The following is an 18581-nucleotide window of genomic DNA, read 5'->3' as shown; positions in this document are numbered from 1 at the left end:
AACTAGTACTTGTTATTACCAATAGACAATAGTGAATTTAATAGAGTAATAGTGCCTGAACTGCAAGCAGCGTAAATGAAACCAATATTTTCCTTTTGCTGGAGCCGCTTAACACCCTTGACCCTATTCTGTTTTATGGTTTTCATACCACTGCTCAATCAATGCCGCAGTCAATCTGCCTGTGTTTATTAGATTTTCAATGCTGATACACTCTCTGAAAGAATGAATATTTTGGAATCCTAATCCAAGTGTCAAACAGGTTAACCCATGTTCATTTAATACATTAGTATCAGCGCCGCCCAATGTTTCCGTTAAATATGGTTTTACCTTAATATTGTGGGCCGCCTCATTCGCTGTTTTTACTAATATATCTTCCTTGGCAATATCAAAGCCAAGGTATTTTTTCTCAATTTTGACCGTTACCTTACCGCCTTTTTTCACTACGGCCTGTTCCATCACTTCTTCCATATGTTTTAACTGTGCATCCAGCTTTTCTTTAGAAAAACTGCGGACTTCCCCCGCAATAGTGACACTGCCCGGAATGATGGAGGTTAGCTCTCCGCCTTTAATAATCCCGATATTGGCTAGGGTTTCTTCGTCAATTGCCCCGAGCCTCATGTTTGCTAATCCTTCTGCGGCAAGAAGAATAGCACTATTTCCTTCCTCCGCATTTAGCGCAATATGGGCGGCATTCCCTTGTACTTCCATCCAGATGCGGCTGCTATAAGGCCCTTTTAGAATAATTTGACCAACATCCCCGCTGCTATCAAAAATATAGCCTGTTTTACTTTTCGCCTTACTGTAATCCATATAAGTAGCGCCCACAAGACCAGGCTGTTCATTGACAGTCAGAATCAATTCAATCGGACCATGCGGAACACCGCTTTCAATGATTGCCCGAATGGCTTCCAAATAAGCAGCTAATGCAGCACGGTCATCCGCACCTAAAATGGTCGTGCCATCTGAATAAATCACGCCATCCTTAATAACAGGCTTCAGTCCTTCCGTTGGCAATACCGTATCCATATGTGTCGAGAAAAATAACGGAGGGACCTTAGGATCTGTTCCCTCATGCCAGGCAATGAGGTTTCCAACTTCCCCGTTAAAATTTTTATGTGCCTCATCAAATTCCAATGTAAAGCCAAGCTCTGGCAGCACTTTTTTCAAATAATCCGCCACATGGCTTTCTTTCCCGCTTGGTGCATTTATTTTTGCCAGTTCAAGAAATAGCTCTTGTAAACGTTCAGCATTTACATGATCGACTGCACTTGATACTTGATTCGTTTTCAATTTCATTCCCTCCTACAAACTATTATTCTAGCGATTCACGACAACCTTCCCGTTTTTAATCACTGTTTCCACAATGTTCGTTCCTAGCTCATATGCAATATGCTTATAGGTTGGGACATCCCAAATTTGCAGGTCAGCTAGTTTCCCTTCCTGAATAACTCCTCTATCTACAAGGTCAAGCGCCCTAGCTCCACCATAAGTAGCAGCCTTGATCGCTTCCTCGACAGAGAATTGATAAAGCTTACATGCAAGTACGATGACAAATTGCATGGATTGGGTATAGCTTGCCGGGCAAAGATCGGTTGCCAAGGCGATGCACATACCTAAATCAAGCATTTTCCGTGCCTCAAACGGGCGTTTATGACTCACTGCAAAATCTAGGGAAGGCATTAATACTCCTGTTACTTTTGCTTTTGCAAGCTTTTCCATCACTTCCACTGGTGTATAATTTAAATGATCGACGGACACCATTTTCATCTCAGCCGCAAGGTCGGTACCGCCAATATAGGAATAGGCATCCGCATGAATTTTTGGTTTCATACCATACTGCAAACCTGCTTTTAAAATTAATTCCGATTCCTTGGAGGTAAAATATCCCTCATCACACCAAACATCACAAAATTCCGCCAAATTCCGTTCAGCCACTTGTGGAATCATTTCATTAATAATCACATCAAGATACTCAGCTTTTGTGAGATTTTCCGGAAACCCATGGGCTCCTAAAAATGTATTGAGTACATCAAGCGGTGTTTCTTCATTTAACCTCCTGCTTACTTCTAAGATTTTGATTTCACTTTCAGTGGTTAATCCGTAACCGCTTTTACTTTCGACCGTCGTAATCCCATAGTCCAGCATGGTCATAAGGCGTTTCTTTGATTGTTCAAATAACTCTTCTTGGGGCCGGTTTCTTGTTAACTCAACTGTCCGGTTAGGGCCTGCGGCAATGCCGAGTTTTTTTAATGTTTCGAGATCATTTTTCCCTGTCAGCTTTGCACTATACTCTTCCACCCGAGTACCATAAAAAACTAAATGAGTGTGGGAATCGATAAAGCCCGGGGCAACAACTTTCCCAGAGGCATCGATGGTATCCGCTTCTTCAGAGTTAAATCTTATGCTGATTTCCTCATTGGAACCGACACCCACAATCTTCCCTTCCTTTATTGCAATGGACGCATTTGTCAGTAGGCCTATATCCTCCATGCGCTCCCCTGTACAGGTGATAACTTCTGCCGCATGACGAATAATTAGGTCAGGTTTTATGCCTCGTTCATTTTCAACCATTGTGTGTGCCCTCCCTCAGTTGGATTTTTTCAAAATAAAGAGATTCCTTATCACTTTACCTTAGTGTTGAAACTCTTTTGCATCTATCTTACATTCTTTTAATGGTATTACTTTTGTTTTCTTAATAAATTTATAACCAAGCCAAAATGTTAGGAACACTGGAATACCAAGGTAGGCAGCAATGACGCCTTCCCAATCGATATTCCCTGATGTAAAGCCTTGATAGTCCTGTGCAAGTAAAATCACAAAACAAATTACAAATGCAAAGATTGGTCCAAACGGATACCATTTTGCGCGATATGGAAGATCTTTAATAGAATTTCCTTGTGCAACGTAAGCTTTTCGGAATCGGTAATGACTTAAAGCAATTCCCAGCCAGAATATAAAAGTGGTCACTCCGACAGAGTTCATCAACCAAAGATAGATCTTTCCATCACCGACAAAAGAGGCTAAAAATGCCAGCATACCAATCAACGAGGTAGAAACTAGTGCGGCTACTGGAACCCCCCGTTTACTCACCTTCGTAAAAAACCTTGGCGCTTGGCCGTCTCGGGCCATCGCATACATTATTCTACTTGTTACATAGAGACAGCTATTACCAGCAGATAATACAGCAGTTAGAATGACTGCATTCATGACGGAAGCGGCCAAAGCAAATCCAGCTTTTTCAAAAACAATTGTAAATGGACTCGTCAAAACCGATGAGCTTTGGAGACTTTCATTCGTGTATGGAACAAGAAATGAAATAATGAGTATGGCTAAGATGTAAAAGAGAAGAATACGCCAAAAAACACTGCGAATCGCACGAGGAATATTCTTGACCGGATTCTCCGTTTCACCCGCAGCGACTCCGATACATTCTGTTCCAGAGAAAGAGAAACCGGCTACGAGGAAAATCCCCAATGTACCGAGAAACCCTCCAACAAATGGAGCATCGCCAACAGTGAAATTCTTAAATCCAGCTGGCTCGCTGCCATTCATAATTCCAAAAATCATTAAAGTCCCAACAACGATGAAGATGATAATGGTTGCGACTTTAATAAACGAAAACCAGTACTCTCCTTCGCCAAACCCCTTAACAGATAAAATATTTAAAAGGAAAAGTAATGCTAAAAACAACCCGCTCCATAATAGTGACGGACTATCAGGAAACCAATATTTCATAAGCAAGACTGAAGCTGATAATTCTGCTGCAAGGGTCATAGCCCAAGACAGCCAGTAGTTCCAGCCAAATGCAAACCCTAATGCAGGATCAATAAAACGTGTTGCATACGTGCTAATAGAACCGCTTGTCGGCATAAATGTCGCGAGCTCCCCCAGCCCTGTCATGACAAAATATACCATGATTCCAATAATACTATAGGCAACTAAAACACCACCTGGTCCTGCTGCGTGGATAGCTGGTCCGGTTCCAAGAAAAACACCCGTTCCGATTGTACCGCCCAAGGCAATCATCGATACATGACGTGTTTTTAGTTTCTTTTGGAGATGGCCAGATGGTTCATTTTGTTTAACATCAGCTGCTGCATGTAAAGGTGTATTTTCCAAACGAACGCCCCCTCAACTTCTATATAAAAATATTAATTTAAGCAGGAACTATAAACGGGAAAAGATTTTTTCAATGAATGTTACAGGGTTTTAGAGGTTGGTAGTTTAAGCAGAGACCCTTTTAAGGATCCCTGCTCATTCTTTTGGTTTAAGAATAAAAATTTTGACTTTTTTAAGCCTTCACATTTTCTTTTTCTAAATCTTTTGGACCAAATGTTGCTTTTGGTGACCACCATAATGGAACCTTAATGCTTTCGTCTGTAAGTTTCCCTTTCCCGTTGGCAACGTCCCGAGCCGTTTCATAGCCTGCTTGAGCATGGCGGATTACACCGATTCCAGAGTCAACAGTCATGGCGACTTCAAGTCTCATATCCGATTCAGCAGTTCCATCGGCAATCATCGTCACACCAGTATGAACGGCTTCACCCATTGAATAGTTGGCTTGCAGGGCAATCAAATCACACATTCCAACAGCATTCAATAGACCATTTAATACCGGCCAGTCAGAGATAAGGTCACCCCCGTCTTTCATATTTTCCGATTCGAATGTCGGATTCACAATAGAACCGGAGTCAAGATTGTCACGAGAGAAAGCAACTGGACCGGCAAGCTCTCCGCGTCTAATCATATCATTTACTTCTAACGCAAACTTTTTACGCTGCCCAAAGCCCATATAACAAATACGTGCAGGTAATGCTTCAATTGGAATATGATCTTTTGCAAGCTTGATCCAGCGTGTTACAAGCAGGTCATCACTGAATTTTTCTAAAATCATATCATCAATTTTTCTTAAATCTTCTTCCTCACCAGATAGGCAAATCCAGCGGAAAGGTCCACGGCCTTCACAGAAGAGAGGACGAATGTATTCTGCGACGAAGCCTGGAAGACGTCTGGCCTCTTTTTCATCCATACCTGCATCAATACACTCTTTACGAATACTTGTGCCATACTCAAATGACTTAACTCCAAGGTCTAAGAACTTAATAAGTGCTTTTAGTTCACGAATCATTGTTGCACGTGCTTTTTCTAAGTAAAGGTCTCTGTTGGTATCGCGCAGTTCCTCAGCTTCTTCAACTGTATATCCTGATGGAAGATACGAAATTGGGTCATGAGCTGGTGTCATTGACGTTGTAATATCTGGAAGGAATCCTTTTTGCAGAACTTCTTCAAAAATATCAGCTGCATTTCCGACAACAGCAATCCCTAATGGCTTTCCGGCAGCCGCATATTCTTTTGCCAAGGCAATGGCTTCATCTAATGAATCGACTAACACATCAATAAATTTCTTTTCAATTCGGCGCTTAATGATTTCCACATTAGAGTCACAAAGGATGGCTACACCGCCGTGCATGGTCATCGCTCTTGTCTGGTTACCGCCCATACCGCCCGCACCGGCTGTTAAGAGAATTTTCCCAACAAGTGAATCATCATAATGTAAGCGGGCAATCGCAGAAAGCGTTTCAAATGTCCCTTGAATTACACCTTGAGTTCCAATATATTCCCACGGAGCGGCTGTATAGTTGGCATACATCGTTAAGTTCTTATCTTGCAAGTCATAAAAAGTCGGCCAGTCAGCTTTCATAATATTGGTTGTTGCCATTACAACTGTTGGCGCATATTTATGGGTTTTGAAAACTGCAACAGGCATACCCGATTGAACAACTAGTGTTTCATCATCTTCAAGTTCCTTTAACGATTTTACAATCGCATGGTAAGACTCCCAGTTACGGGCAGCTTTACCGATACCGCCATAAATGACTAGTTCTTCAGGCTTCTCCGCATTTTCCATATTATTTTCAAGCATCCGCAAGATGGACTCTTGTCTCCAGCCCTTACAACGCAGCTCTGGTCCTCTTTGTGCTTTAACGGAATATAAGATCTCTGGTTTTGACATAACTATTTCCTCCTAGTAATGAAAGTAGTGTGGGTGTTCTCGTTTTTATTTATTGCAAGTATCGTGCCAAGCCGGTTGAATAATATGAATTTTTCATTCCTTGCCTAAAATTCACGTTATTAATGAACTAATCTATGCATCCTATTAAGGTATTCTGGTAAAATATACAAAATTTACTGCAGATGTTTTTTGCATCATTTATCTGTCACTCACACAATTATTGCACTCTACTTGTAAACGATTTCATTTTTATTACTGCAGATAAAATTTGCATGCAGATTATTTTAAATGTTTGCAATACATGTTATATTCTGAATAGGTTACTAAAAGGGGGAATGAAACTTGTTTGCAGCATCTATCGGTTCAATGATAAGAAGTTTTGTAGATGGAGTAATTGTGTTAAATGACGGATTTGAAATACTTTGGTATGACGTTGATTCAGTTATTCCCTTAGATATCACCGATGGCGATCATTTACTCGAAATTATCCCTTACACCGAGGAACAGTTAATAGGAAATGAAACATTTTCCATCACTGTTAACAATAGAAAGCTGGATATTAAGGTAAAAAAATTTGCTGCCGATTTGGACTATACCATTATTTGTATCGAAGATCCCATCAATCTCACAACAAATCAGAAAACTAGACTATATTGCCTCGAAAAAATTGTGGATACCCTCAGGGAAGGCGTAATGATGAGTGATCATATTGGAAAGATTGTTCTTTATAATGACGCCCAGGAAAAACTAGAGAGTTTAGACAGCAGAGAAATTATCGGAAAACCTCTCTGGGAAGCATACAATTATAACCCGCAATATTCCGAACATAAACATACTTTTAAAACAGGGAAACCCATTTTCTCCAGATATCGGGCACATTCAACAGTGAATGGTGTACCGAAGTATGTCAATTATAGTACCTACCCGATCCAAAGGGACGGGGAAACGATAGCCGTTTTTTCCCTAAGTACGAATGAATCAAATCTCAAGAATTGGCTCCATCAAACGATAGAATTAAAAAGGCAGGTGGAGCATGAGGACCCGAATCATCGACCTCACAAGAATGGCACTACTTTTTCTTTTGATGATATAAAAGGAAAAAGTATGGCATTAAAAAACTTAATTCATGAAGCTGAAAATATTGCTATACATAATACTGACGTGTTAATTGTCGGAGAAACAGGAACAGGAAAAGAATTATTTGCTCAAAGTATGCATAATCACAGTCTAAGAGCAGATAGCCCGTTCGTTGCCATTAACTGTGCTGCGATCCCTGAAACCCTTCTAGAGAGCACGTTATTCGGGACAGTGAAAGGAGCGTTTACAGGGGCGACTAACCAGATAGGGCTATTCGAATATGCCAAGAAAGGAACTCTTTTTCTTGACGAAATAAACTCTATGCCCATTACGTTACAATCTAAATTAATACGTGTTTTACAGGAACGGCTAGTCCGAAGGGTTGGGTCAAACGAGGTTACACAGGTTGAATGTACCATTATTAGTGCATCCAACGAAGATCCTGAAAAGTTAATCGAATGTGGAAAAATGCGCCTGGACTTGTTTTACAGGCTCGCCCACACTAGTCTCTATATTACGCCATTGCGGGAACGAACAGAAGATATTCACTTTTTCATTCATTATTTTCTTAACAAATATCGAAAAAAATTTAACAAATCTGTTCCAGACCTTTCTCAGGAATTGCTTTCATTGCTCCTTCAATATCAATGGCCCGGCAACACGAGAGAACTCGAGCATTTAATCGAAAATTTGATCATTCGTGCAAGTGACTCAGACGAGACCATTGATATAGAGCATCTTCCTGCCTATATGAAGAAAAAAATAATTTCGAATCAGTCCGTTACTGTTAGTAAACAAAAGGAACTAAAAAGGAATCCATTAAAATCAATTTTTTCCAACTCACAAGTTCATTATATCCAAAAGACGTTGGATGAAACTGCCTGGAACATCTCGAAGGCTGCTAAAACATTAGGAATCACAAGGCAAAGCTTACAGTATCATATTAAAAAGCATGGTTTGGTTAAACCTTGAACAAATTGAATCGACCGGAAACATGCTTAAAAACAGAACCCTGCTAAAGGAAGATTAGTAAGGTTCTGTTTTTTGTTTAAGTGAAGATGGGAGCACGCCCCCAACTTTTTAATTGGAATTAGCCGACAATCCGCCGTCAATTCGATACTGGCTGCCGCTAATAAAGGAGCTGTCATCCGAAGCAAGAAATAGCACCAATTTGGCGATTTCAATTGGCTCGGCGTATCTTCCGAAAGGAATAATTTGTGTATATTCTTCTTTGGCTTGTTCCGGACGATTGGGATACGTTCTTTCCTCGATGGACCGCATCATTCTTGTATTGACACTTGTCGGATGAATGGAGTTCACCCGGACGTTTTTACTGGCTGCTTCCAAAGCGGCTGTTTTTGTCAGACCTACAACAGCATGTTTGGATGCTACGTACGGTGATAAGGTCGGATACCCCATCCAGCTTGCATCTGACGCGGTATTGATAATGCTCCCGCTGCCTTGTTCCATCATGACGGGCAGCACATGCTTTAATCCCAAAAAGACACCGCGGACATTAATATTCATTACTTCATCAAATTCCTCGACAGTTTGTTCAATTAAAGGGGCAATCCTCCCTTCAATGCCTGCATTATTGAAAAAGATATCAATCTTGCCAAAGTGATCCACGGCCGTTTTAACATAATGAATGGTATCCGCTTCTTTGGAAACATCTGCGGTTACGGCAATAACCTCACCATATGATTCCAGTTCAACCCTTGTTTGTTGAAGGGATTCTTCGGACCTGCCTACTAAAACTACCTTTGCACCTTCTCTTAAAAATAATTCAGCGGTTTCCTTGCCAATCCCGCCTGCACCGCCAGTAATCACGGCGACTTTTCCAGCTAATTTAGACATTTGCGATCTCCTCTCACCTCTTTTTCAGATAATTTAAGTTTATTATTTTCCTAAGCCTTTTTCAAACACTACTAGTGACTGTTTAAAGGTTTAAACCAACATCCTCTTCTTTATCCGTTTCAATGAAGTATGATTTTGACATGAGGATAGATGAATTAAAAGAAATCAAAAAATGATGATTTCATAGATGGGATCATTTTTTCGAATAGCTCGATCTCCATCTCCGATCCTTTCAAGTACCCCATTTCAAAAAGCTCCATCGGTTTTTTATATCCAAAAAGAATAGCAGAAAGGGAATTGATATTTAAGCGAATCCCTTTTTTAGGAGGATGAACACATTGGCCGGCAGTTTTTTCTTTAAATACCTTTATTTCGCCATTTCCAATTAAATAGCTTCCATTATTCCAAGGGGCATGTGAATCTTCTAGATGAAGGAATAGTGGCTCATTTCCGGATTTAAAAGGAAATCTCCGTAAACATTCTTCAGCATCAACGACCCTTGCCATAAAATAAGGGGTTACCTCTGTTTTCACTTTAGGCTGCGGCAGAAAATAAGGAAACGGATCCTGACTGGCAAGAGTAATCGTCACGGTTTCAACCATGGAGTCATGCTGACAAATAAAATTCCATAGACCGACTCTTGCTTCCTGGTCTAGGGCAACCATCTCCTGCACATTCATTTTTCGTTCCTTCACACCATAACGAATATACCCCTTAGCCTCATTTTCGGAATTATAATAGACTGCAAGGTGCGAATCTTCATCATATACATGATGTTTCCACCAATTGGTCTCGCGTTTTAGCATTCCGGTATGTTGAACGCTAAATTGTTGGTAGATCTTTTCAATTTCCTCCTTATGGGTTTCTTTTGAATATCTTTTTATAACACCTTGCTGGCTTTCGAGAAACTTCAGGTCCTTATTTTCAATCGTTATTTTTTTCTGCTCACTAAATATTTCCCAGCCAAATCTCCGATAAAAAGAGATATCAAATGGATGTAAAAGCGATACGATTTGCGCATTTTCACGCATCTGCTTCAAAGAATCCAGCATAAGCGTTTTTACATAACCGTTTCGCCGATATTCCGGGTATGTAGCGACACCTGCAATTCCACCCATTTTCCAAACCTCGTCCTTCATATGAACGTGTAATGGAATAATATGAAGTTTGGCAGCCAGAATGTCCTCATCCCATATTCCTAAAATTTTATGGTTTTTCACCATTTCTTTTCTAGCAGGTAAGTCAGAATCCGCAACCTTATATTGAAATGCATACATTGACAGTTTTACAGATTCTAAGTATTCATCTTCTCTCACTTCAGTAACCAACATTTAGCCCCATCTCCTTTGCCAACTACATTTATTTTTTTTATTTGCCCGTGGTATCAAATAGGATGGCAATTTGCTGACCCGAGCGTAATGGGGGTCAGGCATATTTTCCATTCTAATAACCCAATGGTTCTTCTCCAAACCGCTCCCATAGTGCCGGAAACATCTCAGCTAAATCATCTTCGTCTTCCCAATTAAATTCGATATCTTTGTTAATCTTTAATCCTTTGTCAGCTAGTAAATCTTGCATTTCATTAAATAAATCCCCATCCCATTCCTCTGTGTCTCCACCTTTTTTCAACGTATAGGCATCAAAGCCAATAGTCAGGAAATCTTCAAATTCAGGAACCCCTTCTTCACCAAGATTTTCATCGGAAATATAGGCAGCTAAGAACTCAGGATTCTCAATTGTTTGTTGATAAACTTCTCTTCCCTGCGAGATCAGCCAGCCCCGAAAGTAATCAAAAGAATCATCAGAACACCCACCCATTATTACATAAGCAGCTCCCCAAAGTCGTGATTGATAACTTTCATTCAAATAACTTTCGAGGATAAACTCATAATCCAATATTTCGTTTTCCGTTTTCTTACTCAATATATCTGTCAGCCATTTCGCCTGTCCTTCCTCATATCCCTTGGATTCTTCGATTAATTTCCAAAATTCATTTTGATTCATCTGAATACCTCCATCTTCGCTTCTAATCCTCCTTTTACATTCGCCTTTTTCATCCACTTTCCTGCAAACTTGTCCCTATTTTCCTGTTAACAGAAAATAAACCCAATTAACATGTGAAAGGGTGTAATACGGAGCTAATTTCATTTTTATTTTCGGATAGTGAAGTCTGTATTATTGGAGTATTAGACAACAACTATTTATGTTGGCGTTCGATTACAAGCCTTTCTGAAAGGGAAACCAATCTTCAAATCTTTCAATATTTTTTGAACCTTAATCCTACAATCATTTCCAACCAAACGGTAAACCTTTCAAGCGAACTGTCTATCTGTTTAATACAAAATGAATGCAATGAATTTGAATTTTATATTCAGTCCCTTTTAATGTAGTTACTAATGAAATCTTCTTTATACCCATACCCATTATTTCATCATAAAAGATAATAAAAGATTCTATTAAGAATGGGCTATCAATATGCATTTCATCATTTACTGCACTGGGGATCAGGCACTAAATCTCCGATAAAAAAAAGAAGCTAGACATGACATATAATGATTAAATGTCCACCTGTCTAGCAATTTTATTTCCAAACTTTATATAAAGCTCCAACGGACTTATAATAGCCCCATTTGGCGTATTTACCTTTTAAAAAATACTTAAATCATAAGTCTGCGAAAGTTTTTCAATAAATTTCATGCCAGCAACACTGTTACCTATGTCGTCGATTCCCGGATTATAGACACCAATACCTAATTTTCCCTCAAGGTACTCTACTTTACCCTGCGATACCGTACATAAAACACCACCTGATACACCACTTTTCATTGGAATACCAATAGAAGCAGCATACTTCCCTGAGGCATTATAAAGTCCACAAGTTGTCATTAAAGCTTTTGTTACTTTTGCTGTTTTAGGTGTTATAAACTTTTCGTTTGTTAATGGATGCACGCCATTCCCTGCAAGCATAAGCCCTATCTTTGCAAGGTCTTTTGCAGAAACCTCAAGTGAGCATAAACGAATATAAGCCTCTATCGCTTCCTCTACATCACAAAGTAAATAATCATTTGCTTTTAAATAATAAGCGATTGCCCGGTTTCGATAGGTTGTTTCTATTTCGGAACGATAAACTGCTTTATTTATTTGATGAGAACTACCTGTAATACGACTTAAAAAGTCTGCAACATATGCTATTCGATCCTTTACTGTTTCCCCAGGTAACATTGAGGCAACAGTAATAGCACCTGCATTAATCATCGGATTAAATGGTTTACCCGGTGCCGTACTTTCTAGACGAATAATCGAATTAAAGGGATCTCCTGTTGGTTCTACATCTACCTTATCAAGCACAAATTGTAATCCGTGATATTCACAGGCAACCATAAAGTTAATTACCTTTGAAATGCTTTGCAGCGTAAATTGTGCATCAATATTACCAGCCTCAAAGGAATTTCCATTTTGGTCAATTATACATGCAGCAAATTTCTCTACAGATTGAAGCGCTAATACTGGAATGTAAGATGCAGGTTTTCCTTTCTTTATATATGTTTTGGCTTCATTTGTGATTTCCATTAACATCCGCATACCTCTCCCTACGGCACGAAAGAGATGAACCAATAATGGTAACATCTCTTTTTCGATTACTTTATTTTTTCTGGAATTAGTGACACGTACTTCTCACCTTTCAAACGTGTCTTTAACTCTTGTTTTGCTTCTTCAATAATTGTTGGATTTTCCATACAAGAAATTGCAGTACGAGCCATAATATCTGCCGCATAAAGCATTCCCTTATGACCAATTGGCGTATTACCTACAGCTACTGCTTGCCAGGTATGGAGTGGTGTACCAAGTACAAAACAAGCTGTTGTACATTGTACTGTTGGTGTCTTCCAGCTGACATCTGCAACATCCGTCGAACCATACAGCATTATCTCTGGTGATAATGGCAATACAAGCTCGCATAGACGCTTGTTTCCTATTAATTCCTTTTGTTCAGAAGACAAATTCATATTAGCCGAAGCCTTACTTTCATCATCCAATGATTGATAAATTTGCTCAGCAAAGGTAAAGTCCTCTTCACTAAATTGAAGCGCTGGGGCCTCATCAAATTGCTGCTGCATCACTTTTGCAAGCGTTGTATTTGGAATTAAATCTGATGCTGCCCCATCAAAATGCTCCTCAAATGTTGTTTCTGTCATTAAGGCCGCACCTTGAGCAATTTTTTGAACTCGCTTATGGATATCCACTACTTGCTGTTTCTTTGGTGCACGAATTAAATAAGAAACCTCTGCATAGGGCTGAACTACATTTGGAGATGTTCCACCACTATGAGTTACTGCATAATGGATGCGTGCCTCTTGGATAATATGTTCACGCAGGTAGTTTACACCAACATTCATTAACTCCACTGCATCTAAAGCACTTCGCCCCAGATGAGGGGCAGCAGCCGCATGAGCACTCTTTCCTGTAAATTTAAAAGTCGCTGCATAGTTCGTTAGTGACGTTATATTCCACGTTGTATTGTTTGACATTGGATGCCAAGTAATAGCCATATCTACATCATCAAACACTCCATGCTTTGCCATGTATGCTTTACCTGATCCGTTTTCTTCCGCTGGACAACCATAAAAACGAATAGTGAACGGTGCATTTGTTTTTTCAACATATTCTTTCGCTGCTACTGCTGCTGCAAATCCACCTGCGCCAAGTAAATTGTGTCCGCAGCCGTGCCCATTCCCATTCTCTTCAATTGGAGAAAATTCCGCCTTCCCGCCTTCTTGACTTAAAAATGGCAGGGCATCATACTCACCTAAAAATGCAATAACAGTTGCACCACTACCAAAGCTACCCATAATCGCAGTTTCAAGATTTGCTACATTTTTTTCAACTGCAAACCCTTCTGCTTTTAATGCTTCCTCCATTACTGAAACCGCATATTTTTCTTTAAAATGCAATTCTGGTTTTGCCCAGATTTTATCACTGATTGTTGTAAATGTTGTCTTTTTTTCTCGAAGGAAATCGCTTACACTAAATAATGAATTATGCAATGCTCTCATGTTCAACCTCCTTATTAGCTTGATTTTTTGGGGAGATTGTTAAAATCGCACCTACACAAATAATTGAAATCACCACTAACAGCCACATAGCAGCATTATAAGAACCATTGAACGAATCGACCATGAATCCTATTAATGCAGGCGTAACAAATCCCGCCAATTGCCCCCCAGTGTTTGCCATACCCATAGCTGTTCCTGCATAATCTGAAGGAATTCTCTTTAATACAAATGATGGTAATAACAATAGCACAAAAGTCAATAACAATGTTACGACACTTTGGTATGTGATAAATAATGTAATCGATTCTGCATTAAACATTAAAAATAGGAATCCAGCTAAAACAAGTGCACATATAGCACCAATAAATTTATTCACTTTCAAATCCAATTTATCGATTAGGTAACCGAATGCTATCATTGCAATAATCTGAATGGCACCGGGAATCATTTGTAGCCAGCCAATGGAAACTAAATCAAGCCCACGTACATCTGACAAATATTTTGGCATCCAAGAATTTAAACCCCAGTTCACCGCATAAATAGTAAAGTAAGCTATAACTAAACTCCACATTAATGGTATTTTAAATAAAATCCCTAATATCCTTTTTACTTGTGGCCCTTGTACGGATTGATGTGCTACTTTATCCTTCGGTACATACTTCCAATATAGGAATGCAATAATAACTCCCAATAAACCAGCAATTACAAAGAATGCGCGCCAACCAATTGTTACTAATAATGCAGCTGATATAATTGGCACAAGCATCGCCATAATCCCTCCGGAAGAAAGCATGATAGACATTACTTTACTTCGTTCATTTTCAGGAAACGATGATGAAATGACTTTTGAAGCTGAAGGTTGGAAACCGCCTTCACCAATTCCGAATAGGAAACGAATGAACACTAAAATACCTAATGTCCATGCAACAGCTGTTAAACCTGTAAAGATGGACCATACAATCACCGCTATTAATAAAATCCGTTTTGCCCCAAATTTATCAGCCAAAATCCCCCCAGGTAATTGCATTAAGGCATATCCTAGGAAGAATGAACTTAAAATCAAACCTGTTTGAGTAGCTGTTAGGGAAAGGTCCTCACCAATATGCACAACCGCATAATTGATTAAGTAACGGTCTAGATTACCTAACGCCCAACCTAAGAATAGTAATGTTACTAGTGTTTTACGAACTTTTTTCTCAAGAATATTTTCTGCCATAAAATGACCCTCTCCTCCTTTAACGATATTTTCGTTAAATATACGTAAATTATATATCGAATTTTGGAGGCTAGCAATGAGTTTTTTGAGGTTTCAGAAAATTGGAAAATAGTTTTGGAATTTGGTCTTGGTATAAAAGGCTGATACAATTAAAAGAAAAGGCATTTTCTATCAATAAAAATAGGAAATGCCTTTTCGCACTAGTTCTTGTATAATTTATATAATTTAGCAGGGCGGCCCCTTGAACTGCGATTTTCCTCCCCACAATATTCAATAAGTTCAACTCTCACCAATTCAGAAACTATTCGCTGCGCATTCCGTTCTGTCATGTTTAATTCTTTTGCTAACATTTTTGCACTAAATTCCTCAATTTTTAACCCGTTCAGAATGGCCTCGATTTTTGCAAACATTTTTCCACTGATAGACGTCTCTTGCAGTCGTTCAATTAACTCCTTATCTTGAACACGACTTGTATACGAAATTTGAGATGAACCTTGGACAATTTCTGTTATTGCCCCATCATCCTCCATTATAACAATACCCTTCGTTCCCTTCTCTAATAAATGTTGCAATGCATGATGCGCATAATTTTCTGCATAATAAACCGTAGAGGCATGGCCAATACCAACACCTACCGGCTGTTCAGTCTTAGCAGTTAAACTATCAATCATTTCAAATATCGCATGAATATTTCGTTCAACAATGCCCCGCGAACTAAAAATAACAAAGCGCCCATTACTTTCTTCAATTAGGTATCCATCAATACTTTCGCATACTTGCAAAACGATATTTTTCATATTTAGCTGCAAAAAATGGATTCCATAGCCATTTTGATTCGCCATTTTTATATAATCAAAGTTTCTAATTTGAACAACTAAAGCAGTTGTTTGCGTTTCCTTGTAATAAAATGTTTGGATTTTTTCGCTAAATAGCTGAAGCGCGTGATAAATAGCCTGGGTATGTGGACTAACCAAACAAACAGGTATTCCCATTTCCTTTAATTTTTCTTCTACTGACGGATATACCGTAATGACACTATCTATCTTTTGTTCATTCCAAAGTGTTGCATGATGTTCAATAATTTCATCGATAGATGTTTTGGCAGTAAATCGTTTAATATATACTTGATCTAAAATTTTATCTAAATCTATTATTTCATCAAAAAAACTTTCCTCTGGAACATGTAATACATCGATACTAACGTTTTTCGCTAACTTACCTATTTCATGGCTTATTTCTAATACACCGCGATGAAACATATCCCCTGTAATAAAAATGTACTCCATTCTATCCTTTGAAAAACACTTCGATTGTTGTGCAATCTTATAGGGAATATAGCCTGAAAATAGCCAAAAGTCGACATTACTATGATGCTTTTCAAGTATATCTGTTGTTTCGTTTACAATATTATAAAAATATCCGACAAATGATAGATTGGATTCAAATTCTTTTGCATATTGTAAAATTCTCTCAACAGATCGTTTTGGTCCTACAATACCAACCTTATACATAGTTAATTCTCACTTCCCAATTTACTTAGATGAGTTCTTTTATTAATCATAACTCTACTTTCGTACCAATAAAGTAGGTGATGGTCGTTGATTATTATTGGTCAACGGCCTCTTCTTTAGTTTGCTTGACAATCTAGAATAAATGAGGATAGAAAAGGTCGTGGTTCAAAATATAACCTGATAAAAAAATAATAATGCATTTAAAACACACGCGTGCGTTTTAAACGCATTATTAATATAACATCCATATCGCAAATTAAAACTGCAGCTAGGCATGACATATAATGACTAAAGGTCAATCTGGCTAGCAATTTTATTTTCAAATTTTATATCATTTTTCAGTCTACTTGTAATCATTTATTGGTCCTTTGTCCATTATCACTTCTACCATATTCGAAGAACCCGTCCTAAGTTTAGGTCTACGCTCTGAGTTCGGTGCACTATAAAGCTCCAACGGACTTATAATCACTCCATCTGGCGTATTATGAAGTATTCCGGGCACACAGGAATAAATTCGATCATTGTTATTTGCATTTTTGGCAGATATGGTAACGGAGGTTCCATTATGATTATCTATACTCATGGACACTTGGTATCTGTAGAATGAGCCTGTTCCATTTGACTGAGCAGAATACACTACAGGAACAACTGCGAGAATATCATCATTTAACCTTAATTTAATTACTTCTGTCTTCGTTGAGTGATTATTTCTCCCAACATCCCCCATATGTTCCACTGCTCCGTTGCCGAAACTCCTGAGAGGAGGAGTTCCTTTCGCTCCAAACATGGCTACATCTATCTGCTTACCATTTTTCGTATAAACCAAAGCATAAATATCGTAATCTGTCCCAGATTTCCAAGATACCGTAGCAGTAATTTCGGGTGTTTTTTCAATGATAACTGACTTTTGACCTTTTTCGAGGCTTACCTTACCCTTGACCTTTTCCAGACTGATCGGTGACAACGTATTTTGACTATTTTTATTTTCAGGAACAGGTAGAGTCTTATCAGGTTCTTTTGGGGTTTGTGTTTGAATCGTTTTAGGCTCGGACGGCTTGCTCTGCTCATCAGATTCAACCTCAACACCGTAATTTTTACACAGCCCCTCAAGCCCAGAATCAAAACCGCGCCAAATCGATTTTACCTTTGTCTGACCATTCCTTAAATATAATTCCAATACAACAATTCCATTTTCATTTTTGAAACTAGTTGGGGTTAACTCGATAATCTGATGATCGGTACATATCTCAGCCTTTAAATTCTTTACATTTGAAAATCCCGTGCTATTATCCTCTGTAAGAGTGATCGCTATTTTCATAATACCTGCAGGGACCTTACTCATGTCAAAATTTAATTTATGTACTTTTGTATTACCTGCTATCTCAGCTGGTAAAAGGGTAGCCACGCCAGAAGAGCTCTCTGGTTGATTATAAAATATAATCCCGCTATCTCCTTGTACCTTGTCTGAATCAGTTAAAAGGAAAGCTGTTAAGGAAATATCGATCGAATTAGAAATTTCGTAACTAACAGTAACATTACCCTTTGGAGAACTTAAAACTATATTGGCTCCCATCTGAAGAAATTGATTCATTTAAACCACTCCCTGCTTCTCTATCCATTTATTGTCTTACAATCTTATATGAATTACTACAAAATCTTCTTAAGGTCTTTTGTAATTGCTAATATCAGAATATGTTAATTAAACAAAATACAATGGATTCCAAAAGTCATTTTTGTTCACGGTCTTCCACTCCCTTTTTCCATTTAGATCATTCATTCCTATCTATCTTTTATCTATTTACTACATCCAAATATTTTCAGCTCTCCCCTTTATGATAGAACAGTAGCAGTTT

Annotated in this window: 13 protein-coding genes; 1 reads left to right on the top strand and 12 read right to left on the bottom strand. The window is 38.6% G+C overall.

The genetic code is table 11. The features are described from left to right. Positions 1-123 precede the first annotated feature (123 nt). From FAY30_RS04375 to hutU, 4 genes are all read right to left on the bottom strand, one after another. Positions 124-1290, bottom strand: coding sequence for a M20/M25/M40 family metallo-hydrolase (locus tag FAY30_RS04375; RefSeq protein WP_149868736.1), 1167 nt, complete (start codon positions 1288-1290; stop codon positions 124-126). A 27-nt stretch (positions 1291-1317) separates the two neighbouring features. Then, positions 1318-2571 (bottom strand): imidazolonepropionase, encoded by a 1254-nt coding sequence (gene hutI / locus FAY30_RS04370; protein ID WP_149868735.1) that lies wholly within the window; start codon positions 2569-2571, stop codon positions 1318-1320. 60 nt (positions 2572-2631) lie between these two features. Further along, positions 2632-4119: an amino acid permease gene (locus tag FAY30_RS04365; RefSeq protein ID WP_149868734.1), complete on the bottom strand. Its 1488-nt coding sequence runs from the start codon at positions 4117-4119 to the stop codon at positions 2632-2634. Positions 4120-4291: 172 nt separating this feature from the next. Next, positions 4292-6013: an N-tau-methylurocanate hydratase gene (hutU, locus tag FAY30_RS04360; protein ID WP_149868733.1), complete on the bottom strand. Its 1722-nt coding sequence runs from the start codon at positions 6011-6013 to the stop codon at positions 4292-4294. Positions 6014-6355: 342 nt separating this feature from the next. On the opposite strand from hutU, the gene FAY30_RS04355 reads away from it, so the two are divergent. Continuing rightward, positions 6356-8062, top strand: a complete 1707-nt coding sequence (locus FAY30_RS04355; RefSeq protein WP_149868732.1) for a sigma-54 interaction domain-containing protein — start codon at positions 6356-6358, stop codon at positions 8060-8062. 108 nt (positions 8063-8170) lie between these two features. Here the strand turns inward: FAY30_RS04355 and FAY30_RS04350 are convergent, their stop codons facing one another. The 8 genes from FAY30_RS04350 to FAY30_RS04315 form a co-directional block, all read right to left on the bottom strand. Further along, a complete protein-coding gene (locus FAY30_RS04350) occupies positions 8171-8947 on the bottom strand; it encodes an SDR family NAD(P)-dependent oxidoreductase (protein WP_149868731.1) in 777 nt (258 codons plus the stop codon). 155 nt (positions 8948-9102) lie between these two features. Beyond that, a complete protein-coding gene (eis, locus tag FAY30_RS04345; protein ID WP_149868730.1) occupies positions 9103-10278 on the bottom strand; it encodes a GNAT family N-acetyltransferase in 1176 nt (391 codons plus the stop codon). 112 nt (positions 10279-10390) lie between these two features. Further along, a complete protein-coding gene (locus FAY30_RS04340; protein ID WP_149868729.1) occupies positions 10391-10951 on the bottom strand; it encodes a DUF4240 domain-containing protein in 561 nt (186 codons plus the stop codon). Positions 10952-11593: 642 nt separating this feature from the next. After that, on the bottom strand, positions 11594-12523 hold the full coding sequence (gene glsA / locus FAY30_RS04335) for a glutaminase A (protein WP_223820887.1): 930 nt from the start codon (positions 12521-12523) through the stop codon (positions 11594-11596). A gap of 62 nt (positions 12524-12585) precedes the next feature. Further along, positions 12586-14001 (bottom strand): M20 family metallopeptidase, encoded by a 1416-nt coding sequence (locus FAY30_RS04330; protein ID WP_149868728.1) that lies wholly within the window; start codon positions 13999-14001, stop codon positions 12586-12588. Beyond that, a complete protein-coding gene (locus FAY30_RS04325) occupies positions 13985-15217 on the bottom strand; it encodes an MFS transporter (RefSeq protein WP_149868727.1) in 1233 nt (410 codons plus the stop codon). Before FAY30_RS04325 ends, FAY30_RS04330 begins: the two co-directional genes overlap by 17 nt. Before the next feature lie 200 nt (positions 15218-15417). After that, on the bottom strand, positions 15418-16728 hold the full coding sequence (locus FAY30_RS04320) for a helix-turn-helix domain-containing protein (RefSeq protein ID WP_149868726.1): 1311 nt from the start codon (positions 16726-16728) through the stop codon (positions 15418-15420). Positions 16729-17071: 343 nt separating this feature from the next. Then, a complete protein-coding gene (locus FAY30_RS04315; RefSeq protein ID WP_149868725.1) occupies positions 17072-18319 on the bottom strand; it encodes a TerD family protein in 1248 nt (415 codons plus the stop codon). Positions 18320-18581: the final 262 nt, after the last annotated feature.

Origin of the sequence: Bacillus sp. S3 (genome assembly GCF_005154805.1) — a bacterium.
Taxonomy (GTDB): domain Bacteria; phylum Bacillota; class Bacilli; order Bacillales; family Cytobacillaceae; genus Neobacillus.
The sequence above is the reverse complement of the archived record's forward strand: the minus strand, read 5'-3'. Positions and strand labels throughout refer to the sequence as shown.